The organism is Asanoa sp. NPDC049475, from assembly GCF_040676915.1.
Lineage (GTDB): Bacteria > Actinomycetota > Actinomycetes > Mycobacteriales > Micromonosporaceae > Asanoa.
The window spans coordinates 63,419-85,104 of sequence record NZ_JBFAPY010000012.1 but is presented as its reverse complement, the minus strand read 5'-3'; the positions used below and the strand labels follow the sequence as shown (position 1 = coordinate 85,104).

Annotated in this window: 24 protein-coding genes; 6 read left to right on the top strand and 18 right to left on the bottom strand. The window is 71.3% G+C overall.

The features are described 5' to 3' along the window. Positions 1–35 precede the first annotated feature (35 nt). On the top strand, positions 36–2,372 hold the full coding sequence (locus AB0J88_RS36880; protein ID WP_364359589.1) for an AbfB domain-containing protein: 2,337 nt from the start codon (positions 36–38) through the stop codon (positions 2,370–2,372). Between the two features lie 176 nt (positions 2,373–2,548). Here AB0J88_RS36880 and AB0J88_RS36875 read toward each other — a convergent pair whose 3' ends face one another. Both AB0J88_RS36875 and AB0J88_RS36870 read right to left on the bottom strand, forming a co-directional pair. Further along, positions 2,549–3,046 (bottom strand): GNAT family N-acetyltransferase, encoded by a 498-nt coding sequence (locus AB0J88_RS36875; RefSeq protein WP_364359587.1) that lies wholly within the window; start codon positions 3,044–3,046, stop codon positions 2,549–2,551. Position 3,047: 1 nt separating this feature from the next. Then, positions 3,048–4,259 (bottom strand): hypothetical protein, encoded by a 1,212-nt coding sequence (locus AB0J88_RS36870; RefSeq protein ID WP_364359584.1) that lies wholly within the window; start codon positions 4,257–4,259, stop codon positions 3,048–3,050. 124 nt (positions 4,260–4,383) lie between these two features. Between AB0J88_RS36870 and AB0J88_RS36865 the strand changes: the two genes are divergently transcribed. Next, positions 4,384–5,961 carry an MFS transporter gene (locus tag AB0J88_RS36865; protein ID WP_364359775.1) on the top strand — a complete coding sequence of 526 codons (1,578 nt, stop codon included), beginning with the start codon at positions 4,384–4,386 and terminating at the stop codon, positions 5,959–5,961. A 5-nt stretch (positions 5,962–5,966) separates the two neighbouring features. Here AB0J88_RS36865 and AB0J88_RS36860 read toward each other — a convergent pair whose 3' ends face one another. From AB0J88_RS36860 to AB0J88_RS36845, 4 genes are all read right to left on the bottom strand, one after another. Continuing rightward, entirely contained in the window at positions 5,967–6,620 is a 654-nt protein-coding gene (locus tag AB0J88_RS36860; protein ID WP_364359581.1) for a hypothetical protein, read from the bottom strand. 890 nt (positions 6,621–7,510) lie between these two features. Beyond that, positions 7,511–7,753, bottom strand: coding sequence for a hypothetical protein (locus tag AB0J88_RS36855; RefSeq protein WP_364359579.1), 243 nt, complete (start codon positions 7,751–7,753; stop codon positions 7,511–7,513). Between the two features lie 106 nt (positions 7,754–7,859). Continuing rightward, positions 7,860–8,243 carry a PPOX class F420-dependent oxidoreductase gene (locus AB0J88_RS36850; protein ID WP_364359577.1) on the bottom strand — a complete coding sequence of 128 codons (384 nt, stop codon included), beginning with the start codon at positions 8,241–8,243 and terminating at the stop codon, positions 7,860–7,862. Between the two features lie 9 nt (positions 8,244–8,252). Then, on the bottom strand, positions 8,253–8,843 hold the full coding sequence (locus AB0J88_RS36845) for a dihydrofolate reductase family protein (protein WP_364359574.1): 591 nt from the start codon (positions 8,841–8,843) through the stop codon (positions 8,253–8,255). A gap of 85 nt (positions 8,844–8,928) precedes the next feature. Here AB0J88_RS36845 and AB0J88_RS36840 point away from each other — a divergent pair, with 85 nt between their 5' ends. Together AB0J88_RS36840 and AB0J88_RS36835 are read left to right on the top strand one after the other, a co-directional pair. Next, positions 8,929–9,384, top strand: a complete 456-nt coding sequence (locus tag AB0J88_RS36840) for a helix-turn-helix domain-containing protein (protein WP_364359572.1) — start codon at positions 8,929–8,931, stop codon at positions 9,382–9,384. A gap of 73 nt (positions 9,385–9,457) precedes the next feature. Then, complete coding sequence (locus AB0J88_RS36835) at positions 9,458–9,904, top strand: PH domain-containing protein (protein ID WP_364359569.1); 447 nt, start codon at positions 9,458–9,460, stop codon at positions 9,902–9,904. A 39-nt stretch (positions 9,905–9,943) separates the two neighbouring features. Here AB0J88_RS36835 and AB0J88_RS36830 read toward each other — a convergent pair whose 3' ends face one another. From AB0J88_RS36830 to AB0J88_RS36820, 3 genes are read right to left on the bottom strand one after another with little or no spacing between them, the layout of a single operon-like run. Next, positions 9,944–10,693 (bottom strand): hypothetical protein, encoded by a 750-nt coding sequence (locus tag AB0J88_RS36830; protein WP_364359566.1) that lies wholly within the window; start codon positions 10,691–10,693, stop codon positions 9,944–9,946. Between the two features lie 17 nt (positions 10,694–10,710). Then, on the bottom strand, positions 10,711–11,241 hold the full coding sequence (locus AB0J88_RS36825; RefSeq protein ID WP_364359563.1) for a papain-like cysteine protease family protein: 531 nt from the start codon (positions 11,239–11,241) through the stop codon (positions 10,711–10,713). 52 nt (positions 11,242–11,293) lie between these two features. Next, positions 11,294–12,031 carry a hypothetical protein gene (locus tag AB0J88_RS36820; protein ID WP_364359560.1) on the bottom strand — a complete coding sequence of 246 codons (738 nt, stop codon included), beginning with the start codon at positions 12,029–12,031 and terminating at the stop codon, positions 11,294–11,296. Between the two features lie 244 nt (positions 12,032–12,275). Between AB0J88_RS36820 and AB0J88_RS36815 the strand changes: the two genes are divergently transcribed. Further along, entirely contained in the window at positions 12,276–12,845 is a 570-nt protein-coding gene (locus tag AB0J88_RS36815; RefSeq protein WP_364359557.1) for an aldo/keto reductase, read from the top strand. Here the strand turns inward: AB0J88_RS36815 and AB0J88_RS36810 are convergent. The 3 genes from AB0J88_RS36810 to dapA all read right to left on the bottom strand — a co-directional run bounded on the left by AB0J88_RS36810 (position 12,823) and on the right by dapA (position 14,444). Beyond that, on the bottom strand, positions 12,823–12,957 hold the full coding sequence (locus AB0J88_RS36810) for a hypothetical protein (RefSeq protein ID WP_364359554.1): 135 nt from the start codon (positions 12,955–12,957) through the stop codon (positions 12,823–12,825). The genes AB0J88_RS36815 and AB0J88_RS36810 overlap by 23 nt on opposite strands. An 18-nt stretch (positions 12,958–12,975) precedes the next feature. Further along, positions 12,976–13,467 (bottom strand): hypothetical protein, encoded by a 492-nt coding sequence (locus AB0J88_RS36805; RefSeq protein ID WP_364359551.1) that lies wholly within the window; start codon positions 13,465–13,467, stop codon positions 12,976–12,978. Positions 13,468–13,553: 86 nt separating this feature from the next. After that, the gene (gene dapA, locus AB0J88_RS36800; RefSeq protein ID WP_364359548.1) at positions 13,554–14,444 is read right to left on the bottom strand and encodes a 4-hydroxy-tetrahydrodipicolinate synthase; all 891 of its coding nucleotides are present in this window, start codon (positions 14,442–14,444) and stop codon (positions 13,554–13,556) included. A gap of 73 nt (positions 14,445–14,517) precedes the next feature. Here dapA and AB0J88_RS36795 point away from each other — a divergent pair, with 73 nt between their 5' ends. Continuing rightward, a complete protein-coding gene (locus AB0J88_RS36795; protein ID WP_364359545.1) occupies positions 14,518–15,396 on the top strand; it encodes a LysR family transcriptional regulator in 879 nt (292 codons plus the stop codon). On the opposite strand, the gene AB0J88_RS36790 is transcribed toward AB0J88_RS36795, so the two are convergent. From AB0J88_RS36790 to AB0J88_RS36765, 6 genes are read right to left on the bottom strand one after another with little or no spacing between them, the layout of a single operon-like run. Beyond that, a complete protein-coding gene (locus tag AB0J88_RS36790) occupies positions 15,391–16,392 on the bottom strand; it encodes a phosphotransferase family protein (RefSeq protein WP_364359542.1) in 1,002 nt (333 codons plus the stop codon). The two genes, AB0J88_RS36795 and AB0J88_RS36790, sit on opposite strands and share 6 nt — an antisense overlap. After that, the gene (locus tag AB0J88_RS36785) at positions 16,389–17,135 is read right to left on the bottom strand and encodes an SDR family NAD(P)-dependent oxidoreductase (RefSeq protein ID WP_364359539.1); all 747 of its coding nucleotides are present in this window, start codon (positions 17,133–17,135) and stop codon (positions 16,389–16,391) included. Before AB0J88_RS36785 ends, AB0J88_RS36790 begins: the two co-directional genes overlap by 4 nt. Then, positions 17,132–17,743 carry a TetR/AcrR family transcriptional regulator gene (locus tag AB0J88_RS36780; RefSeq protein WP_364359537.1) on the bottom strand — a complete coding sequence of 204 codons (612 nt, stop codon included), beginning with the start codon at positions 17,741–17,743 and terminating at the stop codon, positions 17,132–17,134. Before AB0J88_RS36780 ends, AB0J88_RS36785 begins: the two co-directional genes overlap by 4 nt. After that, positions 17,740–19,707 (bottom strand): acetoacetate--CoA ligase, encoded by a 1,968-nt coding sequence (locus tag AB0J88_RS36775; RefSeq protein WP_364359534.1) that lies wholly within the window; start codon positions 19,705–19,707, stop codon positions 17,740–17,742. The genes AB0J88_RS36780 and AB0J88_RS36775 overlap by 4 nt, the downstream gene beginning before the upstream one ends. Continuing rightward, positions 19,704–20,885 (bottom strand): hypothetical protein, encoded by a 1,182-nt coding sequence (locus tag AB0J88_RS36770; protein WP_364359531.1) that lies wholly within the window; start codon positions 20,883–20,885, stop codon positions 19,704–19,706. The genes AB0J88_RS36775 and AB0J88_RS36770 overlap by 4 nt, the downstream gene beginning before the upstream one ends. Beyond that, complete coding sequence (locus AB0J88_RS36765) at positions 20,882–21,637, bottom strand: ATP-binding cassette domain-containing protein (protein ID WP_364359528.1); 756 nt, start codon at positions 21,635–21,637, stop codon at positions 20,882–20,884. Before AB0J88_RS36765 ends, AB0J88_RS36770 begins: the two co-directional genes overlap by 4 nt. Positions 21,638–21,686 lie beyond the last annotated feature (49 nt).

Here is a 21,686-nt window from a genome sequence, read left to right as displayed (position 1 = left end):
TTAGTCATCGATGTCCTCAAGAGCCCGGAGCAGGTATGAAACCGTCCCGTCGTACCGCCCTCGTCGCGGTCCTGGTCCTGGTGGCCGGCCTGTCGGCGGCACCTGGCGCCGCGCAGGCCGCACCGGCCAAGACCCCGCCGCTGACCACGCCGTGGACCGCGCAGGCGCTCAACGGCACGCCGTTGCCGGAGTATCCGCGCCCGCAGATGACCCGGCCCGACTGGCAGAACCTCAACGGCGAGTGGCAGCTCCGTCAGTCGGCCACCGACGACGCGCCGCAGTTCAACACCACCCTGCCGGAGCGGGTCAACGTGCCGTTCCCGGTCGAGTCGGCCCTGTCCGGCGTGATGCGGGCCGCCAACGACAACCGCAACTACCTGTTCTACCGGCGCACGTTCACCGTCCCGGCGGGCTGGTCCGGGCGGCGCGTACAGCTGCACTTCGGCGCCGTCGACTGGCAGACCACGGTCTGGGTCAACGGCCAGCAGGTCGGCGGGCACACCGGCGGCTACGACGCCTTCACCTTCGACGTCACGGATCGACTGAACGGCGGCACCAACGAGCTCGTCGTGAAGGTCTGGGACCCGAGCGACACCCGGCAGAACGGCAGCCTCCAGCCGATCGGCAAGCAGACCAAGACGCCGAACGGCATCTTCTACACGCCCAGCTCCGGCATCTGGCAGACGGTCTGGCTGGAGCCGACTCCGGCCGCGTCGATCAGCTCCGTCGACCTCTATCCCAACCTTTCCAGCAACACCATCCGGGTACGGGTGTTCACCCGCGGCACCGTCACCGGCCACACGGTGCTGGCCGAGGCCATGAACGGGTCCACCCTGGTCGGCACCGCGACCGGCGGGTTCACGGATTTCTCCGTCCCGGTGCCGAACGCACGGCGCTGGTCGCCGGACGACCCGTTCCTCTACAACCTGCGGGTCACGCTGCGCAACGGCTCCGGGGCGCAGGTCGACCGGACCATGCACTACTTCGGGATGCGGGAGATCACTACGGGCCTGGTCAACGGCGTGCGACGGCCGTTGCTCAACGGCCAGTTCGTGTTCCAGACCGGAACCCTCGACCAGGGCTACTGGCCCGACGGCGTCTACACCGCCCCGACCGACGCCGCGCTGGCCTTCGACCTGCAGAAGCACAAGGACCTGGGCTTCAACATGGTCCGCAAGCACATCAAGGTGGAGCCGCAGCGTTGGTTCTACCACGCGGACCGGCTCGGCCTGCTGGTCTGGCAGGACGTGCCGTCACTGACCGCGCAGAACATCGACGCGAACGCGGCGCAGCAGGCCCAGTTCGAGGCGGAGGCGCGCGAGATCGTCGACGAGCACCGGTCGTCGCCGGCCGTGGTCGCCTACACCGTCTACAACGAGGGCTGGGGCGAGCGTTCGCTGGCCGATACGCAGCGGGTGGGCCAGAACGTCAAGAACCAGGACCCGACCCGGCTCGTCAACGTCCACAGCGGCTACAACTGCTGCCAGTCGCTGGGCAACCCGGGAAACGGCGACATCGACGACTGGCACGTGTACCTCGGTCCCGACGCGCCGCTCGCATCCGGCCGCATCTCGGTTCTCGGCGAGTTCGGCGGGCTCGGGCTGCACACGCCGGGCCACGAGTGGAGCCCCAGCGGGGGCTTCTTCGCGTACGAGTGGCAGGCGAGCTCCACGGCGCTGACCGACCGCTACGTCGGCCTGGTCGCCGGCGTGCAGAACCTGATGCTCGGGCGCGGGCTGTCGGCGGCGATCTACACCGAGATCACCGATCTCGAAGGGGAGCTGAACGGCTTCGTGACGTACGACCGGCAGGTGGTCAAGATGGACCAGAACCGGGTGCGCGCGGCCAACCAGGCGGTGATCGCGGCGTCCCGCGCTCTGCCGGCCCTGGCGCCGACCACGCTGCCGGTCAACCAGCGCCGATCGCTCCAGGTGACGACGCCGGGTTACACGAACCGCTACCTGCGGCACCAGAACAGCCTGGCGTACACCGAGGTCGTCACCGCGGCGTCTGCGGCGCTGTTGAAGAACGACGCCACGTACACCATCCGTCCCGGTCTGGCCGACGCCTCCTGCTACTCGTTCGAGTCGGTCAACTTCCCGGGCCAGTTCCTGCGCCACGCCAACTCGCGCGTGCAGAACTCGGTCAACGACGGCTCGACCCTGCTGCGCGCGGACGCGACGTGGTGCGCCCGCACCGGCCTGACGGGCTCGGGGGTGTCGCTGGAGTCGTGGAACTTCCGAGGCTCGTACCTCCGCCACTACAACTCGGAGGTCTGGCTCTCCAACGGCTCAGGCAGCGCGACCTACAACTCCCCGTCCTCCTGGACGGCCGACAGCACCTGGACCATCGCGGCCCCCTGGGCACCGTAGCCGATCCTCGGGTGCGGCGGCGTCGGCTCCGCCGCACCCGAGCTAAGGTTCGCGTCGAGCCATTTTCGGCTGGTCGCTTCCTCGATCGGGCGACTGTTGACAAGCCGTCGCCATGCTTTGGGTCGCTGGCACACGTCTGGTTTCTGCCGCGCGCCGCGGACCGAGACGGCGTGAGGTTATCGGCCGAGGTCCACCTCGTAGAGGTAGACGTCGCCGTTGGTCCGCGTGCGGCGGAAGCCGGCGCGTTCGAGGGTTCGCTGCGACGCGACGTTGTCTCCGGTCGTGTCGGCGATCACCCGCGACAGGCCGTGCTCGGCCGCGACGGTGAGCAGCGCGCCGAGCGCCTCCGCCGCGTAGCCGTGGCCGCGGGCCGACGGGGCCAGGCCGTAGCCGACCTCGACACAGCCGTCGGCGGGTTGTCCCTTGAAGCCGATGCCGCCGATGGCCTTCCCGTCGTCGGCCCGGCTGATCAGGTAGTGGCCGAACGGGCGCTGGTCGCCGAGGACGGCCGTGGCTCTGAGGAAGGCCGTCACGCCGATGACGTCACCCTCGAACGGGAAGTCGTCGGCCCACTCGTCGCCGGGTTCCGCGCTCCGGCCGACGATGCGGGCGCCCTCCGCCGCGTCGATGGGGTGCAGGCGCAGTCGTCGGGTGTGGAGGTCGGTCACGGTCACCTCAGAGTCGGCTCGTTTCGGGTGAGGGCGCTGGCGCGTACTCGAGCAGGACCGCTCGCAGATGGCGGGGCGTCGTGGGGAGGTCGGCCGCCCCGACCGCGAACATCAGCGTGCTGCCGGGAGTCGCGGTGATCGCGTTCAGGCTCATCCCGACCGCGTCCGGCGGCTGCGGCGCGGGCACGTCGATCCACGTGCCCGCCCGGTATACCGCGAAGCTCGCGCTCGGCGCCACCGAGTTCTCGACCAACCACGGCAGCCCGGCCGGGTCCGTGACCACGTCCGGAGAAAGGCCGTCCGGGGCGTCGCGGAGCACCTCGAAGGATCCACCACCGCCGCGTACGGCCAAGCCGTGCTGGCCGACCGCCCACAGCTCGCCGGACGAGCGGCCGGCGAGCGCGTCGAACGCGAGCTCCTCGTTGGTGATGCCGACGTTGACCGTACGCCAGCCCGATCCGTTCCAATGGAACAGCAGTGGACCCTTGAAGCCCTTCCACGCCCCGTTGCCGGCGGCCCAGACGTCGTCCGGGCCGAACGCCTTGACGGCGCTGACGTTGCAGAAGTTCGGCATGCCGCCGAACGACGTGCCGCCGCTGCGGCATTCGCGGGGGAGCCGGTGCGACCGCCAGGATCCGCCGTCCCACTCCTCGACGACCGTGCCGACGCGGTTGCTGCCCACCACCCAGGCGCGACCACCGGCGACGCTGAGCCCGGTGATCGACACGAAGCCCTCGTTGCCCTGCGGGAACGGCACCTCGCGCCAGGCGGACCCGTCGTAGTGCAGGACGTGCGCCGCCTGGTCCTCCGGACTGGCGACCGCGGTGGTGCCGACGACCCAGACATCGGAGGGCGAGCCCGCCGCGACGAGACCGAACCGGCCGTGCCACCCGATCGGCGGCAGCGCCGCGCGCACCCACCGCGTCCCGTCGCCCCGCAGGACCAACGGCGTCCCGGTGTCGTTCGGCCGCTCGGGGTCGTAGGCCTCGCTGCCGACGGCCCACGCGTGCGTGGCATCCACCGACACGACGTCCGCCAGCCCGCTCGTCGGCCCAGCCAGTTCCGGCAGCGTGGCCAGGCGCCAAGCCGCCACCGGCGGCGGCTGGGTGACGACGGCCTCGGGCGACCTGGTCCCCACGGCGTCCGCGGGGGCGGAGCCCGCGTCGGTGCACCCCGACACCAGCAGAACGGCGACCAACGCCACGGCAGTCTTCCGCATGGCGCTGATGATCGCAGGACGCCGCCACGTGCGAGGTCCCCGCAATTTGTCATCTACCCGGATAAAGTGGCTCACCATAGCGACGAGTGATGCGGCCGGGGCCTTCTCGTGGCGGCCGTTGGCCGTGCTGGGGCTGGCGCAGTTTCTGATGGTGCTCGACACGTCGGTCATGAACGTGTCGATCAGCCAGCTCGTCGACGACTTCGACACCGACGTGACCGCGATCCAGTCCGTCATCACCCTCTACACGCTGGTGATGGCGGCGTTCATGATTACCGGCGGCAAGCTCGGCGATCTCTGGGGTCGCCGCCGGGTCTTCGCCGTCGGCATGGTCGTCTACGGGGTCGGCACCACGCTCACCGCCGTCGCGCCGACGCTGTGGGTGCTGGTGCTCGGTTGGTCGGTCATCGAAGGACTCGGCGCCGTGCTCGTGCTGCCGTCGCTCGCCGCGCTCGTGGGCGCCAACTACACCGGACGGTCCAGGGCCACCGCGTACGGCGTGATCGGAGGTGTGGCCGGCGCCGGCATCGCGGTGGGACCGTTGCTGGGCGGCTGGGTCACCACGTACCTCACCTGGCGGTTGGTGTTCGCCGGTGAGGCGGTGCTGGTCGTCGTCATCCTGCTGCTCACACCCTGGATCCGGGACGTCGGTGAGCAAGCGCGGCGGACCCGGCTGGACGGTGTCGGCGCGGCGCTGTCCGCGGCGGGCATGGCGCTGGTCGTGCTCGGAGTGCTCCAGAGCAGCACCTGGGGTTGGCTCCGGCCGCGCGACACGCCCGTCGAGATCTTCGGCTTTGCCCCGACCCTGTTCGTCGTGGCGGGAGGCGCCGCCCTGCTGGCCGGTTTCCTGGCGTGGATCCGACATCGACAGTCGGCGGGCCGTCAGCCGTTGGTCGAGCCGGAGCTGCTGACGGCGCCGCCGCTGCGCGCGGGCCTGTCGATGCTGTTCGTGCAGAACCTCGTCCTGCTGGGCGTCTTCTTCGCGATCCCGTTGTACGTGCAGGTCGTCCTCGGCCTCGACGCGTTCGAGACCGGATTGCGGCTGCTGCCCGCGTCCGTGGGGATGTTGGTGGCGGCGATGAGCGGGTCGTTCCTCGGCCGGTTCGCCGGCCCGCGCCTGATCGTCCAGATCGCCGTCGCCGTCGTGGTGGCCGCGGTGCTCTGGCTGGTGAGCACCGTGAAGCCCAGTCTCGACGAGGTCTCCTTCAGCCTGGCCATGGCCCTGTTCGGGATCGGCATGGGCCTGCTCGCCTCGCAGCTCGGCTACGTGGTGCAGGGCAGCGTGCGGGAGAAGGAGCGCAGCGAGGTCGGCGGCCTCCAGTACACCGCGCAGAACCTCGGGTCCTCGCTCGGCACCGCGCTGGTGGGTGCGGTGCTGATCGCGGCGCTCAGCGGTACCTTCACCGACCGCATCACCGCCGACCCCCGGATCTCGGACGCGGTCGAGCAGCAGGCCACCGTGCGGATCAGCGCCGGCATCACGTTCGTGTCCACGACCGACCTGCGGGCCGCCCTTGATCGCACGGCCGTGCCGCCGGCCGAGGTGGACGCGATCGTCGACGGGTACGCCGAAGCGCAACTGCGCAGCCTGCGGGCCGCGCTGCTGGCGGCCGCGGTGTTCGCGGCGGCCGGCTTCCTCGCGACCCGCCACCTGCCGAGGGGCGTCCCGGTGCCGGTCCAGGAGGGTGCGGGCGTCGCGTAGCGCGGTTACGCGATGCGGTGGGCATCCGGCGTCCGGCCGTTGCCGGTCGCCTCGGCCGGCGCGGGTCGTTGGCGATCGATGACGGCCAGACCCCATTGGGCGCGAAAGCTGTCGACCAGGCGCCACGAACGGATGTGGTCGACGGCGAGATGGGCGCGGGCGTGGGCCAGGAGCTCCACGGGGAAGCGCGCGTTCGCCATGCTCGCGCCGACCCTCTCGGCGCCGGTGCAGAAGACCTCCATCATCGTCGCCGCGTAGTAGAGATACGAGCGGTACTGGCTGACCATGCGTTCGGCCATGATCGCGTCGACGTCCGCCGGGCCAGGTTCCGCGGCGGAGCCGGTGCCGAGATCCGGCGGCGACTGGCACAGGCGCAGCAGGGTCGCCGCGTCGACCGGTGCCCCCGCCGCGTCGCCCACCCAGGACAGGGCCGAGTCCGAGCCCGCGCACCGCAGCCGGCTCAGCCCGGCGACCTGGCCATCGGTCATGGCCCGCAGGTCGTCCCGCAGCAGGTCGCCGGCGAGGTCCCGCAGCGGCACCCGCAACGCCCGCACCACGACGGAGTCGGGCGACTCCTCCGCATCGGCACGGCGCTGAGCCTGCCGGCCACAAGCGCCACCACCACGACCGCCGGCCCCCGGGATGTGCCGCGATGTCACCGTCCGACTCGGCGATGACCGTCGTGCAGACGCGGCTGAACAGCTCGACCAGGAACTCGCGCGGTTGGTAGGTCGGGGCCGACACCACCACGGTCAGGTCTCGCGGACTGGTCTGCGCGCGGAACGTGCCCGCCCGGCGCAGCAACGCGCTCTTGCCGACCCCGCGCGGCCCGCTCAGGCCGATGCTCGCGGCGCTGGTCCGCCCGAGGGCGCGGGCCAGGCGCTTCCCGGCCTGGGTCGACACGAGTTGCGCGGGCTCGGTGATCTCGCCGAGGATCGGTGTGGCATGGTGCTCGGCCAGCCAGGTGTCGTGCGACGGAGCCCGCTTGGCCAGTTCGTCGCCGATCAGCAGGCCCTGCACGCCGGGCCGGGCGAGCGCGTTGATCCACTCCTGACGGGCCCGGATGGCCCGCTGGCGCGCCCGTGCGCCGGACGACGACGTCGGCCGTGGCCAGCGCTCGACATCGTCCGACGCCCAGGTCAGAGTCTCGCCGTTGAGGCGCCGCACCCACAGGAGGAACCATCCGACGCCGGTCAGGACGACGAGGACCACGCCGGTGAGCGTGGCCAGCCGCGCTTTTTCGGAATCGTCCAGAGCGAACGGGAACGGCAACGTCAGCAGCACGCCGGTGACGACCGCCAGCCAGCCGCTTGTTCCGGACGAAGGCCGGCGGCCCCCTCCACGGACGAGCATGTTGGGCGTCCGGCCTGCCGGCAGCAGGGTGATGACCGCGATGACCAGCACGGTCAGCAGGCAGATGTCGAACAGGGCAACGCCGGTCCGGCCGGGTCACCGCGCCGGCGGACAGGAGCACGGTGTACACGGCGAGTGCCGTCGTCGTGGTGGCGAGCGTCCCGAACCCGAACCGGAGGGTGGCGCGGGTCAACCCTCAGTCCGACTGCCCGCTCTGCCGCGCGGCCTGGGACTTCGCGTCGTCGAACCGCGCGCGGGCGGACTCGGCCGCCCGGATGACGTCGCCGACCCTGGCCGGGAACTGCGCCGCCACGCGCTGCCGCACGTCGGCTCGCTCGGGCCCGGTGGGCAGCAGTTCGAGGACGTTGCGGTTCTCGAACGCGATGTCGAGCAGCAGGGGGGCCATGCCGAGCACGGATCGCTCGACCTCGTCGGCCACTCGACCTCCCGCCGGTTCGCTTCTCCGGCCAGTGTGGTGCCTGTGACCGTGGGAGGCAGTCACCCGGATGGGTCATCGACGTCGCGGTTCCGGCCGGATCACCGGCTCAGGAGACGCCCACGGTCTGGCGCTCGATCTCGATCAGCGCCACCACCCGCTCCTCGCCCCGCGGGTAGGGCTGGCCGATGTACTTGCCGGCCAGTTCGTCGACGATCGGCCAGGCGTTGTCACCCTCCAGCCACTCGACGACCCGACCGCGGATGATCACGGGCTCCAACGGGTTCTCGTCGGGCGCCAGCGACAGCGCCACCCGCGGGTCGCGGCGCAGGTTGCGGGCCTTGCGCGAGCCAGGTCCCGTGAGGAAGACGACGTGGTCGCCGCGCGTGCCGACCCAGACGGGCACGGTGTGCGGCCCGCCGTCGGGCAGGACGGTGGCGAGGTGGCCGATGGAGGTGCCGTCGAGCGCGCGGCGGACAGTGGGGTCGAGCATGGTCAACTCCTAGCGTTCGATCGCGTAGTGAAGGTGGGTGACGCCGGGCGCCGGGACGGCCTCGACGAGCCGGAGCCGGACGTGCTCCGGGAGGGACTGGAAGAAGGACCTGCCGCCGCCGAGCAGGATCGGCACCTGGTGGAGGACCACCTCGTCGACGAGTCCGGCCGCCAGCGCCGAGGTCAGCACGCCGCCGCCCATGAGCCCGACGCTCTGGTCGACGGCGATCTCGCGGGCCGCGGCGATGGCGGCCTCGATGGTGGTGGCGTGGGTCTGCCGTTCGCTGAGCTCCGGCACGGGACGGTGGCTGACGACGACGAGCGGGGCCGTCGGGTGCGGGCTGCCGCCGCCGAAGTGCTCGGAGTCGTCGTAGGTGTTGCGGCCCGCCACGACCGCGCCCAGGTCGCCGGCGATGGCGTCGAACAGCCGGGCGCTGGGCTCGCTCAGCTTGAAACCGTCGAACACCTGGCTGGGCGTGTCGCCGTCGAAGTACCAGTCGAAGAGCATGGTGCCGTCGCCGAGGCCGCGTCCGGCACCTGGCGTACGGCCGGTGATGTAGCCGTCGACGGACACCGCGTGGCCGCTGATGACCTTGCCCATGATCCCTCCCAGGGTTCCTTAAGGGGACTCTGTGACCATAGCAACTTCAGTTCCCTCAGGGAACCCCAATTGCTAAAGTCGGCCCATGCAACGGACGGACTTCAGCGCGATGGCGTGCTCGATCGCGCGCACGCTCGATGTCGTCGGCGAGCCCTGGTCTCCGCTGGTCCTACGCGACGTCTGGGTCGGCCTCAACCGGTTCGACCAGCTCCAGGCCGACCTCGGCATCTCCCGCAAGGTGCTGACCGAGCGGCTGAACCACCTGGTCGACCAGGGCGTGCTCGAACGCCGTCCCTACGACCGTAGACCCCGCTACGAGTACGTCCTGACGGAAAAGGGAACGGAGCTCGTCGACCTGCTGATGGTCATGGCCGGTTGGGGAGACAAGTGGCTCGCGGGGGAGGCGGGTCCGCCGGTGCTCTACCGCCACCACGCGTGCGGTGAGATCAGCGGCGTCGACCTGCGCTGCACCCACTGCGGCGAGCCCATGCACGCGAACGACATCGACCCGCTGCCCGGCCCCGGAGCCACTGTGGAGTGAGGCGGAATCGGCCTCACGTCGAGGCCGCCGTAGCCTGGACGCAACCTCGTTCACGCGACGTCTGGAGAGTGCTATGGCCGCACCGCAAGTGGGCTCGACCGTCGCCGTGCGGTCGCGTGTGTTGCGGAGATTCGCGATCGCGGCCGCGGTGGTGACCCTCGTGGTGCTGCTTCCGTGGGAGCCGCTGACGGGCGGGCTGCCCGACGGCAGCGTCTACCTGCCGGAGGATCGGTGGGCGGTGGCCGGCACCGCCGTCGTGCTCGCCTGCGTGTGGCTGGTCCTGTTGATGTACCGGGTCGACGCCGACGCCGACGGCATCCGGGTGCGCGGCCCGTTTCGGGATGTGCGCGTCGCCTGGTCGGCGGTGGCGGCGGTGAGCTACAACGGCGGCTCGCCGTTCTCGTCGCTGCAACTGGCAAGCGGCGACACCGTGCAGATGGTGGCGCTCAGCCGGTTCGACGGGCAGCGGGCGGTCGACGACATCCGCGCGTTGCGCGCGCTGCACCAGCAGGCGCATTAGCGGTGGGCGGCTGATCCCGGGGACCAGCCGCCCGTGGCGTCACTGGTGCCGGGTGCGGCCGCGCCGCACGACGAACCAGAGGACCATTCCGCTGAGTACGACCATGAGGGCCAGCACCAGCGGTTGGGTGCCGGTCGGTTCCTGGGTCGGGCCGGCGCCGGTCTCGGTGCCGGTCGGCAACCAGTTGCCGGGGTCGTGCGCGGCCGCGACCGACTTGCGCAGGTCGCCGGGGCCGCGGATCGACGGCAGCTTGCCGGCGGCCATCCTGGACAGCCCCTGGGCCGAGCCGTCGGGCCGGACCACGACCAGACCGCCGACCCGCGCGTCCTGGACCACCCGACCGGACGCGGTAGCCAATGCCCGGCCTCCTACGGCGTCGTCGTCGACGTAGGTCATCGCGACCTGCCCCGTGGACGAGACGGCCGCCGCGATCGTCCCCACCACGACGCCGGACTGGTAGAGCGGCGCCACCCACTCGTCGCTCGCGACCACCGGCTGGCCGGCGGCGCCCGCGACGAACGCCTCGTTCCAGATGTGCAGGCGGACCGGCGTGCCGGCGCGGTAGCCGGCGACTGGCTTGCCGGGCTGGACGGCGCCGGGGCCGGCCTCGACCGCCAGGTTCGCCGCCGGACGGCCGAGCACGTCGCCGGCGACCCGTGGTGCGTCCTGCGCGAACCAGGCGCCGACCGCAGTCGGTGCGGCACCGTCGTCGGCGAGCGCCGGCGAGGCGAGCAGGGTGAGACCGGCGGCGACCGACAGGGTCAGGCCGGCCGTGCGGAGCAACCTCATCGGGTTCATCGGTGTCCTCACTTCCGGTAGAGGTGGATGAGGGTGCCCGAGGCGGCGTACCACGAGGTGTTGTTGGCGTAGCTGCCCCACTCGCGCGACGTCGAGGTGCCGGTCGCCGGGTCGATGTAGGACAGCCCGTACGAGTAGCCGGTGTTGTAGTAGCCCCGCACCACGTGGGCGTGGCCGGCGCCGTTGGACCGCCACACGATCCGGCTGTAGACCGGGCGGTTGGTGTCCATCTCGGAGACCACGTACGCCCAGCTCAGCACCACCGCGGTGCCGGGGTTGACGCCGCGCTTGTTGAGCGCGTTCATCACGTTGGACGTCGTGCCCGTCACGTTGCCGCACGTCGACGAGTTCTTGCCGTCCTTGACGAGCTGGCATTGCGAGATGGTCGAGCCGGTCTGGTAGCGGATAATCATTTTTGCGGCCGCTGCCCAGCACCAGTTCGAGTTTTCCTGTGCATAGGCCGTGACGCTGAGGACTTTCTCGACCGCGTTGGCGGCCGTCGGTGCGGTGAAGACCATTCCGACGGCAATCGACAGCACTATGAGTACGCGAGTGGCAAGACTCCGTTGCAGGTTCACATGAAACCTCCGGTCAGGTTTTCCGAACCGTGAAAGAGGCGGCGTCGGGGAATGCGACGGGCTCTGCCTTGACGCCGCAGAAGGCGAGGAACGTGGAGATCTTCGTGGGCAGTCCGGCTTCGACCTCGAACGGGTCGGGGTTGTCGTCGACGATCCCGCGGGCGGCGAACGTGTCCGCCGAGGTCTCGCTGACGACCAGCCGCACGCCCGCCGGCAGCGTGACGGCATAGCGGTTCGGAGTGATCGACTCCTGGACGACATCGGTCCCTTCTGGCCACAGCGGCATCCGCTCCACGCCGTCCACGACGACGGTGACGCAGCCGTTCGCGTGCAGCGCGAGCCGCCCTTCCAGTGCTTTCGGGGGCGCGGTGAAGTGGTCGGTCATCGGGGGATCGCGGAGATCGGCGACGTCGAGGAAGCCCGTGCCGACGCTGGTGTCGGCCGGTGTGGTGCCCGGCGCCGCACCGCGCGCGGCCCCATCGCCGCCGCCGGTGGCACACGCCGCCACGGAGCTCAACAGTGCACAACAGACAAGGGCAGGCCAGAGCAAGCGTCGTCGCATGGTGATACCGCTCTTCCGGAATCCGAAGGATGGATACGCGGTCGGTCGGTCGCCTGCGATCGGCCGCTTCTGGGCCGTGATTGTGGGCGACCGCGCGCGCAGTCGTCCCCCGCTTTGTCTTTGCTGTCTGGCGTAATGCGCGCTCTCTTTTGCCCCCGTTTGCTGCGCGTCGCCGATCCCCTCAAGCAAGGTAGCTTGTTAACGCTCACATTTCAAGGCGTGAATGGCCGGTGCGGACCGGCAGAAGTGAATGTCGCGCGGCCGACCCCATTCGTCCGGGTCGACCGCTTATCGGCGGCTGCGTGGCGGCAGAAGCCCGATCCGTCTAGGGTCGTCCGGTGCCAGACAACAAGATCAACGCGGGTACGTGGACCCTCGGCGGCGACCTGACCGTCAACCGGATCGGCTTCGGCGCGATGCGACTGACGGGTGGTTGTCCCTGGCCCGTCCGGACCAGCTGCGCGGCCAGGTCGAGGAGAACCTGCGCCAGCTCGGCCGCGACCACCTGGACGTGGTGAACCTCCGCCAGCACGGCCTCGACTCGGTCGCCGAGCACTTCGGTGCACTCAGCGACCTGCGCGACGCCGGCCTGATCCGGCACCCGGGCATCTCGAACGTCCGCCCGCAGCACCTCGCGCAGGCTCAGGCCATCGCGCCCGTGGTGTGCGTGCAGAACGCCTACGGCATCCACAACCGGGTCAGCGACGGCACCCTGCGCGCGTGCGGCGAGCAGGGCATCGCGTTCGTGCCGTTCTACTCGATCGCGGGCGAGGGGCGCGATGCCGGTGGTGTCGCGTCGGACGCCGCGGTCCTGGCGGTCGCTCGCGCGCACGGTGCCACGCCGGCGCAGGTCCGCATCGCCTGGACGCTCGGTCGCGGGCCGCACGTGCTGGCCATCCCGGGCACCGGCAATCCGGACCACCTGGTGGAGAACCTGGCCGCGGGTGCGCTCCGCCTGTCCGAGGAGGAGCTCGCGAGCCTCACCGACCTTCGACCGGCGTGATCAGGCCCGGCTGATGTCCATCCAGACGATCAGCTCCGAGCACGTCGACGAATGCCCGTTGGTCTGCGTTCAGGTCGCCTTCGTCGTACGCGAAGCAGGGGATCGCTTCCACGACCGCACTCTATGGGCCTCAGTGGAGCGACGTCTTGAGGGCGACCACGACGAGCCCGAGGACACCGGCGAAGGCCGTCGCCGCCCAACGCGGCCACCCGGTGAGCCCGGCGCCACGGGCGGCAAGCCAACCGAGCACGACCAACAGGAACACGGTGTACGCGAGCGCCGCGTCGAGCGCGGCCGCATTGCTCGCGCCCGCGAGGCGGGCCAGCAGCAGCACTAGCAGCGGAGTGATCGAGGCCTGGATGAGCGCCCACCCCGCGGTGAGGACGTGCAGAACGTCGGCGCGGGTGACCGAGGAGCCCCGGGCGGCGAGGCCGAGCAACTCGGCGTAGCGCTCCGCGAGCCAGTAGACCAGCAGGGTCACGAGCACGGTGGCGGCGACCCGCCCGGCGGAGTATTTCCCCGACGCCGCGAGCGTCGAAGCACAGATGACGGTGCCGTAGATCCCCGCCGGCACCCACGGCGCGGCGACCCACATCCCCTTGCGGGCTCCCGCTCTGTCCATCGGCAACGATTATCGCCGCTGAACCAACACCAAGCCGCCCAAACCGTCGGGCCGGTGCAGCGCCTTCCGCACCGCGCGCACAGAGGTCAGGCTGGCGCGGCGACGCTGTCCAGTTCCTCCATGAGCCGCCGGCGCTGTGGGGGTGTCGCTTCGAGTAGTGGGAGACGCACCGTTGGGTGGGGGATGATCCCCAGTTCGGCCAGCGCGGCCTTGGCCATCACCGCGCCCTGGGCGGTGCCCATGACCGCGTCCACCAGCGGGGCCAGCGACCGCTGGAGAGCCCGTGCCTCCTCGAGATCCCCCGTCCGCACCGCGCGGATCAATGCCCCAACGCGGTCGGCGGTCACGTTGCCAACGACGCTGACCACCCCCGTCGCGCCGCTGGCCAGATACGGCAGGTTGAGCTCATCGATTCCGCAGTAGTAGGCCAGCGACGACTCCGCCATCACCGCCAGCGCGGATGCCAGGTCGCCCTGCGCGTCCTTCACCGCTCGGATCAGCGGATGCCCCGCCAGCTCGACCAGCGTCGCCGGCTCCATCGCGATGCCCGTCCGCACCGGGACGTCGTACAGCATCACCGGAAGTTCGGTGGCGTCCGCCACCGCCACGCAATGGGCGATCACTCCCGCCTGCGTCGGCCGCGAATAGTAAGGGCAGACCAGCAGTAACCCGTCCGCGCCGGCTGCCGCGGCCGCCCGGGCTCGGCGGATGCTGTCCGCCGTGTCGTAGGTGCCGACTCCGGCGATCACCCGCGCCCGGCCGGCCGAGCGGGCCGCCACCGTGGCCACCAGCGACGCCGACTCCGCCGCGCGAAGGGTCGGCGACTCACCCGTGGTGCCGCCCACGACGATCCCGTCGCAGCCCGTGGACACCAGGTGGTCGACCAGGCCGGCCACGCCGTCCGGGCAGATCGCGCCGGAAGGCTTCATCGGGGTCACCATCGCGACCAGGTTCGTTCCGAGGAGAAGATCCGTCATGCAGTTGACCCTGCCCGGCCCCATACCCATGGTCCAGCGACGCTTTCTTGTCAGAACCACGTAGCATCGCTTCATGATCGATATTGCTGCGTTGCGGGCGTTGCGGTCCGTGGCGGCCAGGGGCACCCTCGCCAAGGCGGCCGACGACCTCGGCTTCACCGCCTCGGCCGTCTCGCAGCAGATCAAGCGGCTCGAACGCCAGGTCGGGGTTCCGGTGCTGGCCCAGGCCGGCCGCGGTGTCGTGCTCACCCCTGCCGGACAGGCCATCGTCGACTCCGCACCCGAGGTCTTCCAAGCCCTCGAACGCTGCGCCGAGGCCGCCCGCTCCGTCGCCGACGGCGCGCCGGCCGGCGTGCTCCGCGTCGCCGCGTTCTCTACCGCCGTCCGCGGCCTGCTCGCCCCGGCCATGGTGAAGATGCGCTACCCGGACCTCACCGTGCACGTCACCGAGCAGGATCCCGACGAGGCGATCCGCGGCGTCGACGCCGGCACCGCCGACCTCGCCCTCGTCCACGACGCCGACGGGCTGCCCGCCCAGCTGCCGCCCTCGCTGACCCAACGACACCTGCACACGGACACCGGCGACGTCGTGATGAGCCGGACCCATCCGCTGGCCAAGCAGGAGAGACCCCTCACCGGTGCAGACCTCGCCGGCCACGCCTGGGTGACCAGCAAGCCCGGCACGGTGTGCCACCAATGGTTCCGGCGACTCTTCGCCCACACGCCGGAGGAGCCGGAAGTCCACCACCTGGTCGACGACTTCGCGACCCAACTGGCACTCGCCGAGAGCGGCGACGTCCTCGCCCTCGTCCCGCGCCTCGCCCGCCCACCGCTCGGCGACGGCCTGGTCGCCCGTGAACTGGAACGACGACCGACGCGCGAGGTGTACGCCGCCTGGCGGCGCAGTGCCGACGCGAGCCCCGCGATCCGGGCGGTGCTCAGCGAGCTATGACCACCGCAGTCCCGCGGCGAGCAGGGGCGCCACTGCCTGCTCGGCCCGCACCGAGGTGGCGTCGGCCGCCGCACCCTGCCGCGCCCGGTAGCTGATGCCCTGCGCGATCACGGCCAGCTTGAAGTTGGCCAACGCCAGGTAGAACGGCCAGTGGTCGAGGTCGACCCCGCGCCGCCGGGCGTACGCGGACGCGATCGCGTCGGCGTCGGGGAGCCGGTCGCTGGCCCACGCCGCGTCCAGGCCGAGGATGGGGTCGAGCTGCGGCTGCCGGTACACACACATGAGCGCCACGTCCGTCTGCACGTCGCCGACCGTCGCGAGCTCCCAGTCGACGACCGCGAGCACCTTGGTGATGTCCGTGGCGTCGAGCAGCGTGTTGTCGATCCGGTAGTCCCCGTGCACCACGCCGATGTCACCGGGCCGCACCGGCAGCGCGGAGAGCAGGTGCGCGTGCAGCCGGTCCGCGTCCGGCAGGTCCCGGCTCTTCACCTCGTTCCACTGCCGCCACCACAGCGCGACCTGGCGCTCGAGGAAGCCGTCGGGCCGGCCCAGCCCTCGCAGGCCGACCTCGTCGACGTCGACGGAGTGCAGGTCCGCCAGGACCCGCACCAGCTCGGTGACACAGGACTCGAGATCGGCGACGGGATGGGCGTCGAGCTGCTCCCGCGTACGCACGACCTGTCCCGACACGAACTCGGTCACCGCGAACGGCGCGCCCAGCACCGACGCGTCCTCGCAGAGCGCGACCACTGGCGGGACGGGAACGGCGCTGTACTGCAACGCCCGCACGACCCGCCACTCCCGGGCCACGTCGTGCGCCGACTGGGTCAGCCCCGACACCGGCGGGCGGCGGAGCACCCAACGGTGCGTGCCGTCGGTGACGACGTAGGTCAGATTGGACCGGCCACCGCTGATCAGCTCGGCGGTGAGCTCACCCCCGAGGGGCACGCCTTCGGCGGCGAGGAACCGGCGCAACGCCACCAGGTCGAGGCTCATGCCTCGTAGCCCTTGGTCCCGGCGCGACTGAGCACGAGCTCGTTGACCACGGTGCGGGGTGACAGAGCGAGCAGGGCGCCGACGGCCGTGACCACGTCCGAGACGGGGATCATCGCCGACGGCGCCACCGTGTCGTGCACCCACGCGCTCATGTCGGTGTCCACATAGCCTGGTGCGATCGCCGTGGCGGTGACGCCCGCGCCCGACTCCTCGGCGTTGAACCCTCGGCACAGCGCCAACAGCGCCGCCTTCGTGGCGCCGTACACCGCCAACGACGGCTCCGCGTACACCCCGCCGATCGACGCCAACGCGATCACCTTCGCGCCGTGGGCGGCGTTCCGTGACGCCGCCGTCCGCAGCAACGGGAGCGCGTCACGGACCAGCAGGAACGGCGCGCGGGTGTTCAGCGCGAACTGCTTGTCGTAACGATGGGTCGAGTAGCCGTGCAGCGGAGCCGCCGAGCCCACCCCGGCCGCGAGCACCAACACGTCCAACGAGTCGTGGTGCGCCGAGTGGGCGGCGACGACGGCGGCAGGTGCGTCCGGCAGAGCCAGGTCCACCTCCACACACTCCACATGAGACGCACCGGCGGCCGTCGTCTCGGCGGCGGCGGCGGCCAGGCGGGCCGGATCCCGGGCCACCAGCGTCAGTCGCCAGCCGCGCCGGGCCAGGTCGAGCGCGATGCCCCGCCCGATCCCGCGGGACGCGCCGGTGACCACCGCGGACCGTGCCGGGGCCGTCACCGTGGCGTCTCCTCGCTGATGCCCACGATCGAGCGCGCGATGGTCAGGTAGCGCTCCAGGAGCGCCTCCACCGGCAGGCTGCCGTCGGGCCGGTACCACGACGCGACACCCACACACAGCGAGGCGATGGCCCTGCTGGCGTCCTTCGGGTACGACGTCGAGAAGTCGCCGCCTTCCACGCCGGCCAGGATCACCTCGTCGAGCATGTGCTGCTGCTCGTCGCGCTTGGCCACGTAGCGCTCCCGGTTGCCGGGCTCCAGGCTGCGCAGCTCGGCCGTCGAGACCATCGCGCCCGTGCGCCGGTACATGTGGAACCGCAGCATCGACTCCACCAGCGCGTCGAACTGCGACCGCGGGTCCGGTGCCGCGCTGGACAGCGCCTGCCGGCTGCGGGTCAGCAACTCGTCGATGATGACCGTCATGAGGTCGACGAGGATGTCCTGCTTCGACGGGTAGTAGTGGTAGACCCCCGGCACGGACAGCCCCGACCGGCGGGCCAGGTCACGCGTCGTCGTGCCGTGGTAACCGTGCTCGTAGAAGGCCGCCAGCGCCGCGTCGAGGATGCGCGTGAACTCGAGGGGACCGTACTCGCGCCAGTCCGACGTCATCGTTCTCCCCGTTTCGTGCGCGCCGCGGCGACCAGGGCGTCGAGCGCCTCCGGGTCGTCCACCGCGCCTCGGTTGATCACTTGGTCCGGATCGGCTCCCTGGAGGATGCGCTTGACCGGAACCTCCAGGCGCTTGCCGGTACGCGTGTGCGGAAGCCGATCCACGATGACGACGTCGTCGGGGGCGTGCCGGGGCGACGCTCGTTCCGTGATGCGCCGCCGGAGAAGGGAGCCGAGGGCGTCCGGGTCCGGTGAACCGTGCGGCACGACGAACAGCGGCAGCCAGTAGCCGCCGTCAGGCTCCTCCACGCCCACGACCAGCGCGTCCGCCACGTCAGGCAGGTCGCTGATCGCGTCGTAGATCTCCGCCGAGCCCAGCCGTACGCCATGGCGGTTGATCGTCGCGTCGGATCGACCGAGAATGACGACGGTGCCACGCTCCGTGCACACGGTCAGGTCGCCGTGCCGCCAGACGCCGGGGAAGTCGGCGAAGTAGGTGTCACGTAGCTTCCGGTCGTCGGGGTCGGCCCAGAAGCGCAGGGGCATCGACGGCATCGGCTCGGTGATCACCATTTCTCCCGGCGTGCCGGCCGGGACCTCCTCGCCGTCAGCGTTCCAGACCTGGACGGCCGCACCCAGCGCGGGGGCACTGATCTCCCCGTCGTAGACGGGCGTGGTCGGTGCGCTGGCGACGAAGATGCCGCAGATGTCGGTGCCGCCACTCATCGATCCTAGTTGGACGCTGGCGCTGACGTGGTGCCGGAACCAGGCGTTCGCGGACGCCGGCAGCACCGATCCGGTCACCCCGACGAGCCGCAGCGCCGACAGGTCGAGGTCGCGTCCCGGTTCGAGGCCGGCCCGCTGCGAGGCTTCGAGGAAACCCGGGCTCGTGCCGAACACCGTGACCCCGAGGTCGACGAGCAGGGGCCACAACGCGTCCGGGCGCGGCCGGCCGTCGTAGAGGACGATGGTCGCGCCGTGCAGCAGGCCGCAGACCTGGGCGTTCCACATCATCCAGTTCGGGGTGGTGAACCAGAAGAAGACGTCGTCGGCCCGCAGGTCCATGTGCAGGCCGGGGGAGACGAGCTGTTCCAGGAGTACGCCGCCGTGCCCGTGGACGATGCCCTTGGGCTTGCCGGTCGTCCCGGAGGTGAACAGCACCCAGAGCGGGTGCGCGAAGGGCACGGTGACGGGGGTCGGGTCGGGGTCGGCGGCCAGGGCGTCCGCCCAGGTGCTGGCGGCGTCGTCGACGGGATGGGCCAGCCCCGCGGTCTCGACGGTGATGGTGTGCCGGAGGCCGGGCAGCAGGTCCCGCAGGGTGCGGGCGTCGGCGCGGCGGTCGTGCACCGTGCCGCCGAAGTGGTAGCCGGAGCCGGCGATCAGGATGCTCGGCGAGAGCTGGGCCATCCGGTCCGCGGCCGAGGCCGCCGCGTAGTCCAGGCCGGTCTGCGCCCAGACGGCGCCGACGAGCGCGGTGGCGACGAACGCGACGACACCTTCGACGCAGTTGGGCAGGTAGGCGGCGACCCGGTCGCCGGGCTCGACACCGAGGGCGCGCAACCGGCCCGCCACCGCGGCGGACCGCGCCCGCAGCTCCGCATAGGTGATCGAGGTCCGCGCGCCGTCCTCGGCGACCAGGACCACGGCGTGCTGCTCGTCGTCGCCGGCCCGGAGCAGGTGCTCGCCGAAGTTGAGCGTGCCGTCGGGGAACCAGACCGCGCCCGGCATCCGGCGTTCGGTGAGGGCGCCCGTCGGCGGTGTGGACCAGTCGACGTCGAAGAACTCCGCGACCGCCGCCCAGAACTCGCCGGGCTCGGCCACCGACCAGGCGTGCAGCGCCCGGTAGTCGGTCACGTCGTCGAACGACGCGTAGCCCCGCGCGTCGATCCAGGTCGCGAACCGGACGATCCGGCTCTGGGACACGAGGTCGGGATCCGGGACCCAGCCCGGCTCGGTCACCGTCATGCCCGGCGTCCCGGCAGCAGGGAACCGCGGGTGAGGACCACGTCGACGGACACCGCGATGATGAGGACGGAGCCGGTCGCGAAGTACTGGACCTCGGTGGACAGGCCGAGAAGCTGCACGCCGTTGCTGATCGAGCCGATGACCAGCGCGCCCAGCAGGGCCGACCAGATCGAGCCGCGCCCGCCGAAGAGGCTGGTGCCGCCCACGACCGCGGCGGCGATCGCGTTGAGCATCAGCGGACCGGCGCCGGAGGTGACCGAGACGCCGAGCTGGCGGGACGAGTCGACCATGCCGGCGATCGCGGCGCAGGCGCCGAGGACGAGGAACGAGTAGAGCACCATCCGGCGCACGGGGATGCCGGCGCGCTGGGCCGCCTCGCGGTCGCCGCCGACGGCGTACAGATGGATGCCGTAGCGGGTCTGGGTCGTGGCGTACCAGGCGATCAGCAGCATGACGGCCAGGATCAGCAGCGGCATCGGCAGGCCGCGCTGCCGGGTCAGGGTGTAGACGCCACCGAAGAGGACGACGGCCACGAGGGCGACCGGCACGGCGACCGCGCTCAACGAGGTCAGCGAGCCCGTGGACACCCGCTCGCGGTGCTGGAAGAACCGGTAGGCGGCGTAGGCGATCGTGCCGGCGGCGGCCAGTCCATAGCTCGCGCCCGCCGGGATCGCCGTGCTCGCGATCTTGGCGAACGGGGTGCCGGCCACGCTGATCGTGAACTCGGGCGGCAGGACGACCAGGATGAGGCCCTGCAGGATGACCATGCCGCCCAGCGTGACGATCAGGGACGGCACGCCGAACATGATGATCTGGGCCTCGACGAAGGTGACGACCATGCCGGTGGCGATGCCGGCCGCGATCCCGACCACCAGGGGCAGCCCGTGGTTGACGGTCAGGCCGGCCGCCACCGCCGCGCAGACGCCGGACAGCACCGCCGACGACAGGTCGATCTCGCCGACGATCAGGACGAACACCACCCCGAGGGCGAGGATCGCGGTCGTCACGATCTGCAGGGTCAGGTTCGTGATGTTCTGGAAGCTGAGGTACGCGGAGCTCTGGCTGTAGAAGACGGCCCAGATGATCGCGAGGACGACGAGCACCGGGATGCTGCGGTGGCCGCGTGCGGCGGTCTCGATGGCCCGGCCGATCCCGCGTGGCGCGGTCGTGGTGGTCACTGGTCTCCGCCTTCCTCGTGCGCGCCGGTCATCGCGCCGACCAGGTCCGCCGGCGTGTAGGCGCCGCGCTCGAACTCGGCGACCTTCGTGCCGAGCCGCAGGACCACGATCCGGTCGGCGACCCGCCGCACGTCCTTCATGTCGTGGGAGATGACGACGACCGCCCTGCCCTGGTCGCGCAGGCGGTCGATCAGGTCGAGCACCTCGCCGCGCTGGGACACGCCGAGGGCAGCGGTCGGCTCGTCGAGGAGCACCACGGCCGGGTCGCTGATCAGGGCGCGGCCGATCGCGATGCCCTGGCGCTGGCCGCCCGACAGCGCGACGACGGGGGTGTTGAGCGCGCGCAGCTTCACCGACAGCGACTCCAGCACGCGCTGGGCCCGCTCCTCCATGACGTGGCGCCGGACGCGACGGCCCGACCACAACGGGCCGTAGCGCTCCTGGCCCAGGAACAGGTTCTGCACCGCGTCGAGGTTGTCGCACAACGACAGGTCCTGGAACACGGTGCGGATGCCGGCCTCGGCCGCCGCCCGCGGTGACTCCAGGCGCCGGGCCGCGCCGCGCACCCGGATCTCGCCCTCGTCGGGTGACTCCACACCGGACACGATCTTCACCAGGGTGGACTTTCCGGCGCCGTTGTCGCCGACGAGGGCCACCACCTCGCCCGCGTGCACCGACATGTCGACCTCGTGCAGGGCGCGGACACCGCCGAAGTGCTTCGAGACCTTCGTCAGCTCGAGCAATGCAGTCATGGTTTCCTCCGCCGGGCGGCCAGCGTCGCCGCCGACCGCCCGCTCGCGA

What these genes read in the sequence shown, in the direction of transcription:
- AB0J88_RS36880 (WP_364359589.1), top strand. Translation starts at nt 36, where the DNA reads ATGAAACCGTCCCGTCGTACCGCCCTCGTCGCGGTCCTGGTCCTGGTG.
- AB0J88_RS36870 (WP_364359584.1), bottom strand. Translation starts at nt 4,259, where the DNA reads ATGCGGAAGACTGCCGTGGCGTTGGTCGCCGTTCTGCTGGTGTCGGGG.
- AB0J88_RS36850 (WP_364359577.1), bottom strand. Translation starts at nt 8,243, where the DNA reads ATGCTCGACCCCACTGTCCGCCGCGCGCTCGACGGCACCTCCATCGGC.
- AB0J88_RS36845 (WP_364359574.1), bottom strand. Translation starts at nt 8,843, where the DNA reads ATGGGCAAGGTCATCAGCGGCCACGCGGTGTCCGTCGACGGCTACATC.
- AB0J88_RS36840 (WP_364359572.1), top strand. Translation starts at nt 8,929, where the DNA reads ATGCAACGGACGGACTTCAGCGCGATGGCGTGCTCGATCGCGCGCACG.
- AB0J88_RS36835 (WP_364359569.1), top strand. Translation starts at nt 9,458, where the DNA reads ATGGCCGCACCGCAAGTGGGCTCGACCGTCGCCGTGCGGTCGCGTGTG.
- AB0J88_RS36830 (WP_364359566.1), bottom strand. Translation starts at nt 10,693, where the DNA reads ATGAGGTTGCTCCGCACGGCCGGCCTGACCCTGTCGGTCGCCGCCGGT.
- AB0J88_RS36805 (WP_364359551.1), bottom strand. Translation starts at nt 13,467, where the DNA reads ATGGACAGAGCGGGAGCCCGCAAGGGGATGTGGGTCGCCGCGCCGTGG.
- dapA (WP_364359548.1), bottom strand. Translation starts at nt 14,444, where the DNA reads ATGACGGATCTTCTCCTCGGAACGAACCTGGTCGCGATGGTGACCCCG.
- AB0J88_RS36795 (WP_364359545.1), top strand. Translation starts at nt 14,518, where the DNA reads ATGATCGATATTGCTGCGTTGCGGGCGTTGCGGTCCGTGGCGGCCAGG.
- AB0J88_RS36790 (WP_364359542.1), bottom strand. Translation starts at nt 16,392, where the DNA reads ATGAGCCTCGACCTGGTGGCGTTGCGCCGGTTCCTCGCCGCCGAAGGC.
- AB0J88_RS36780 (WP_364359537.1), bottom strand. Translation starts at nt 17,743, where the DNA reads ATGACGTCGGACTGGCGCGAGTACGGTCCCCTCGAGTTCACGCGCATC.
- AB0J88_RS36775 (WP_364359534.1), bottom strand. Translation starts at nt 19,707, where the DNA reads ATGACGGTGACCGAGCCGGGCTGGGTCCCGGATCCCGACCTCGTGTCC.
- AB0J88_RS36765 (WP_364359528.1), bottom strand. Translation starts at nt 21,637, where the DNA reads ATGACTGCATTGCTCGAGCTGACGAAGGTCTCGAAGCACTTCGGCGGT.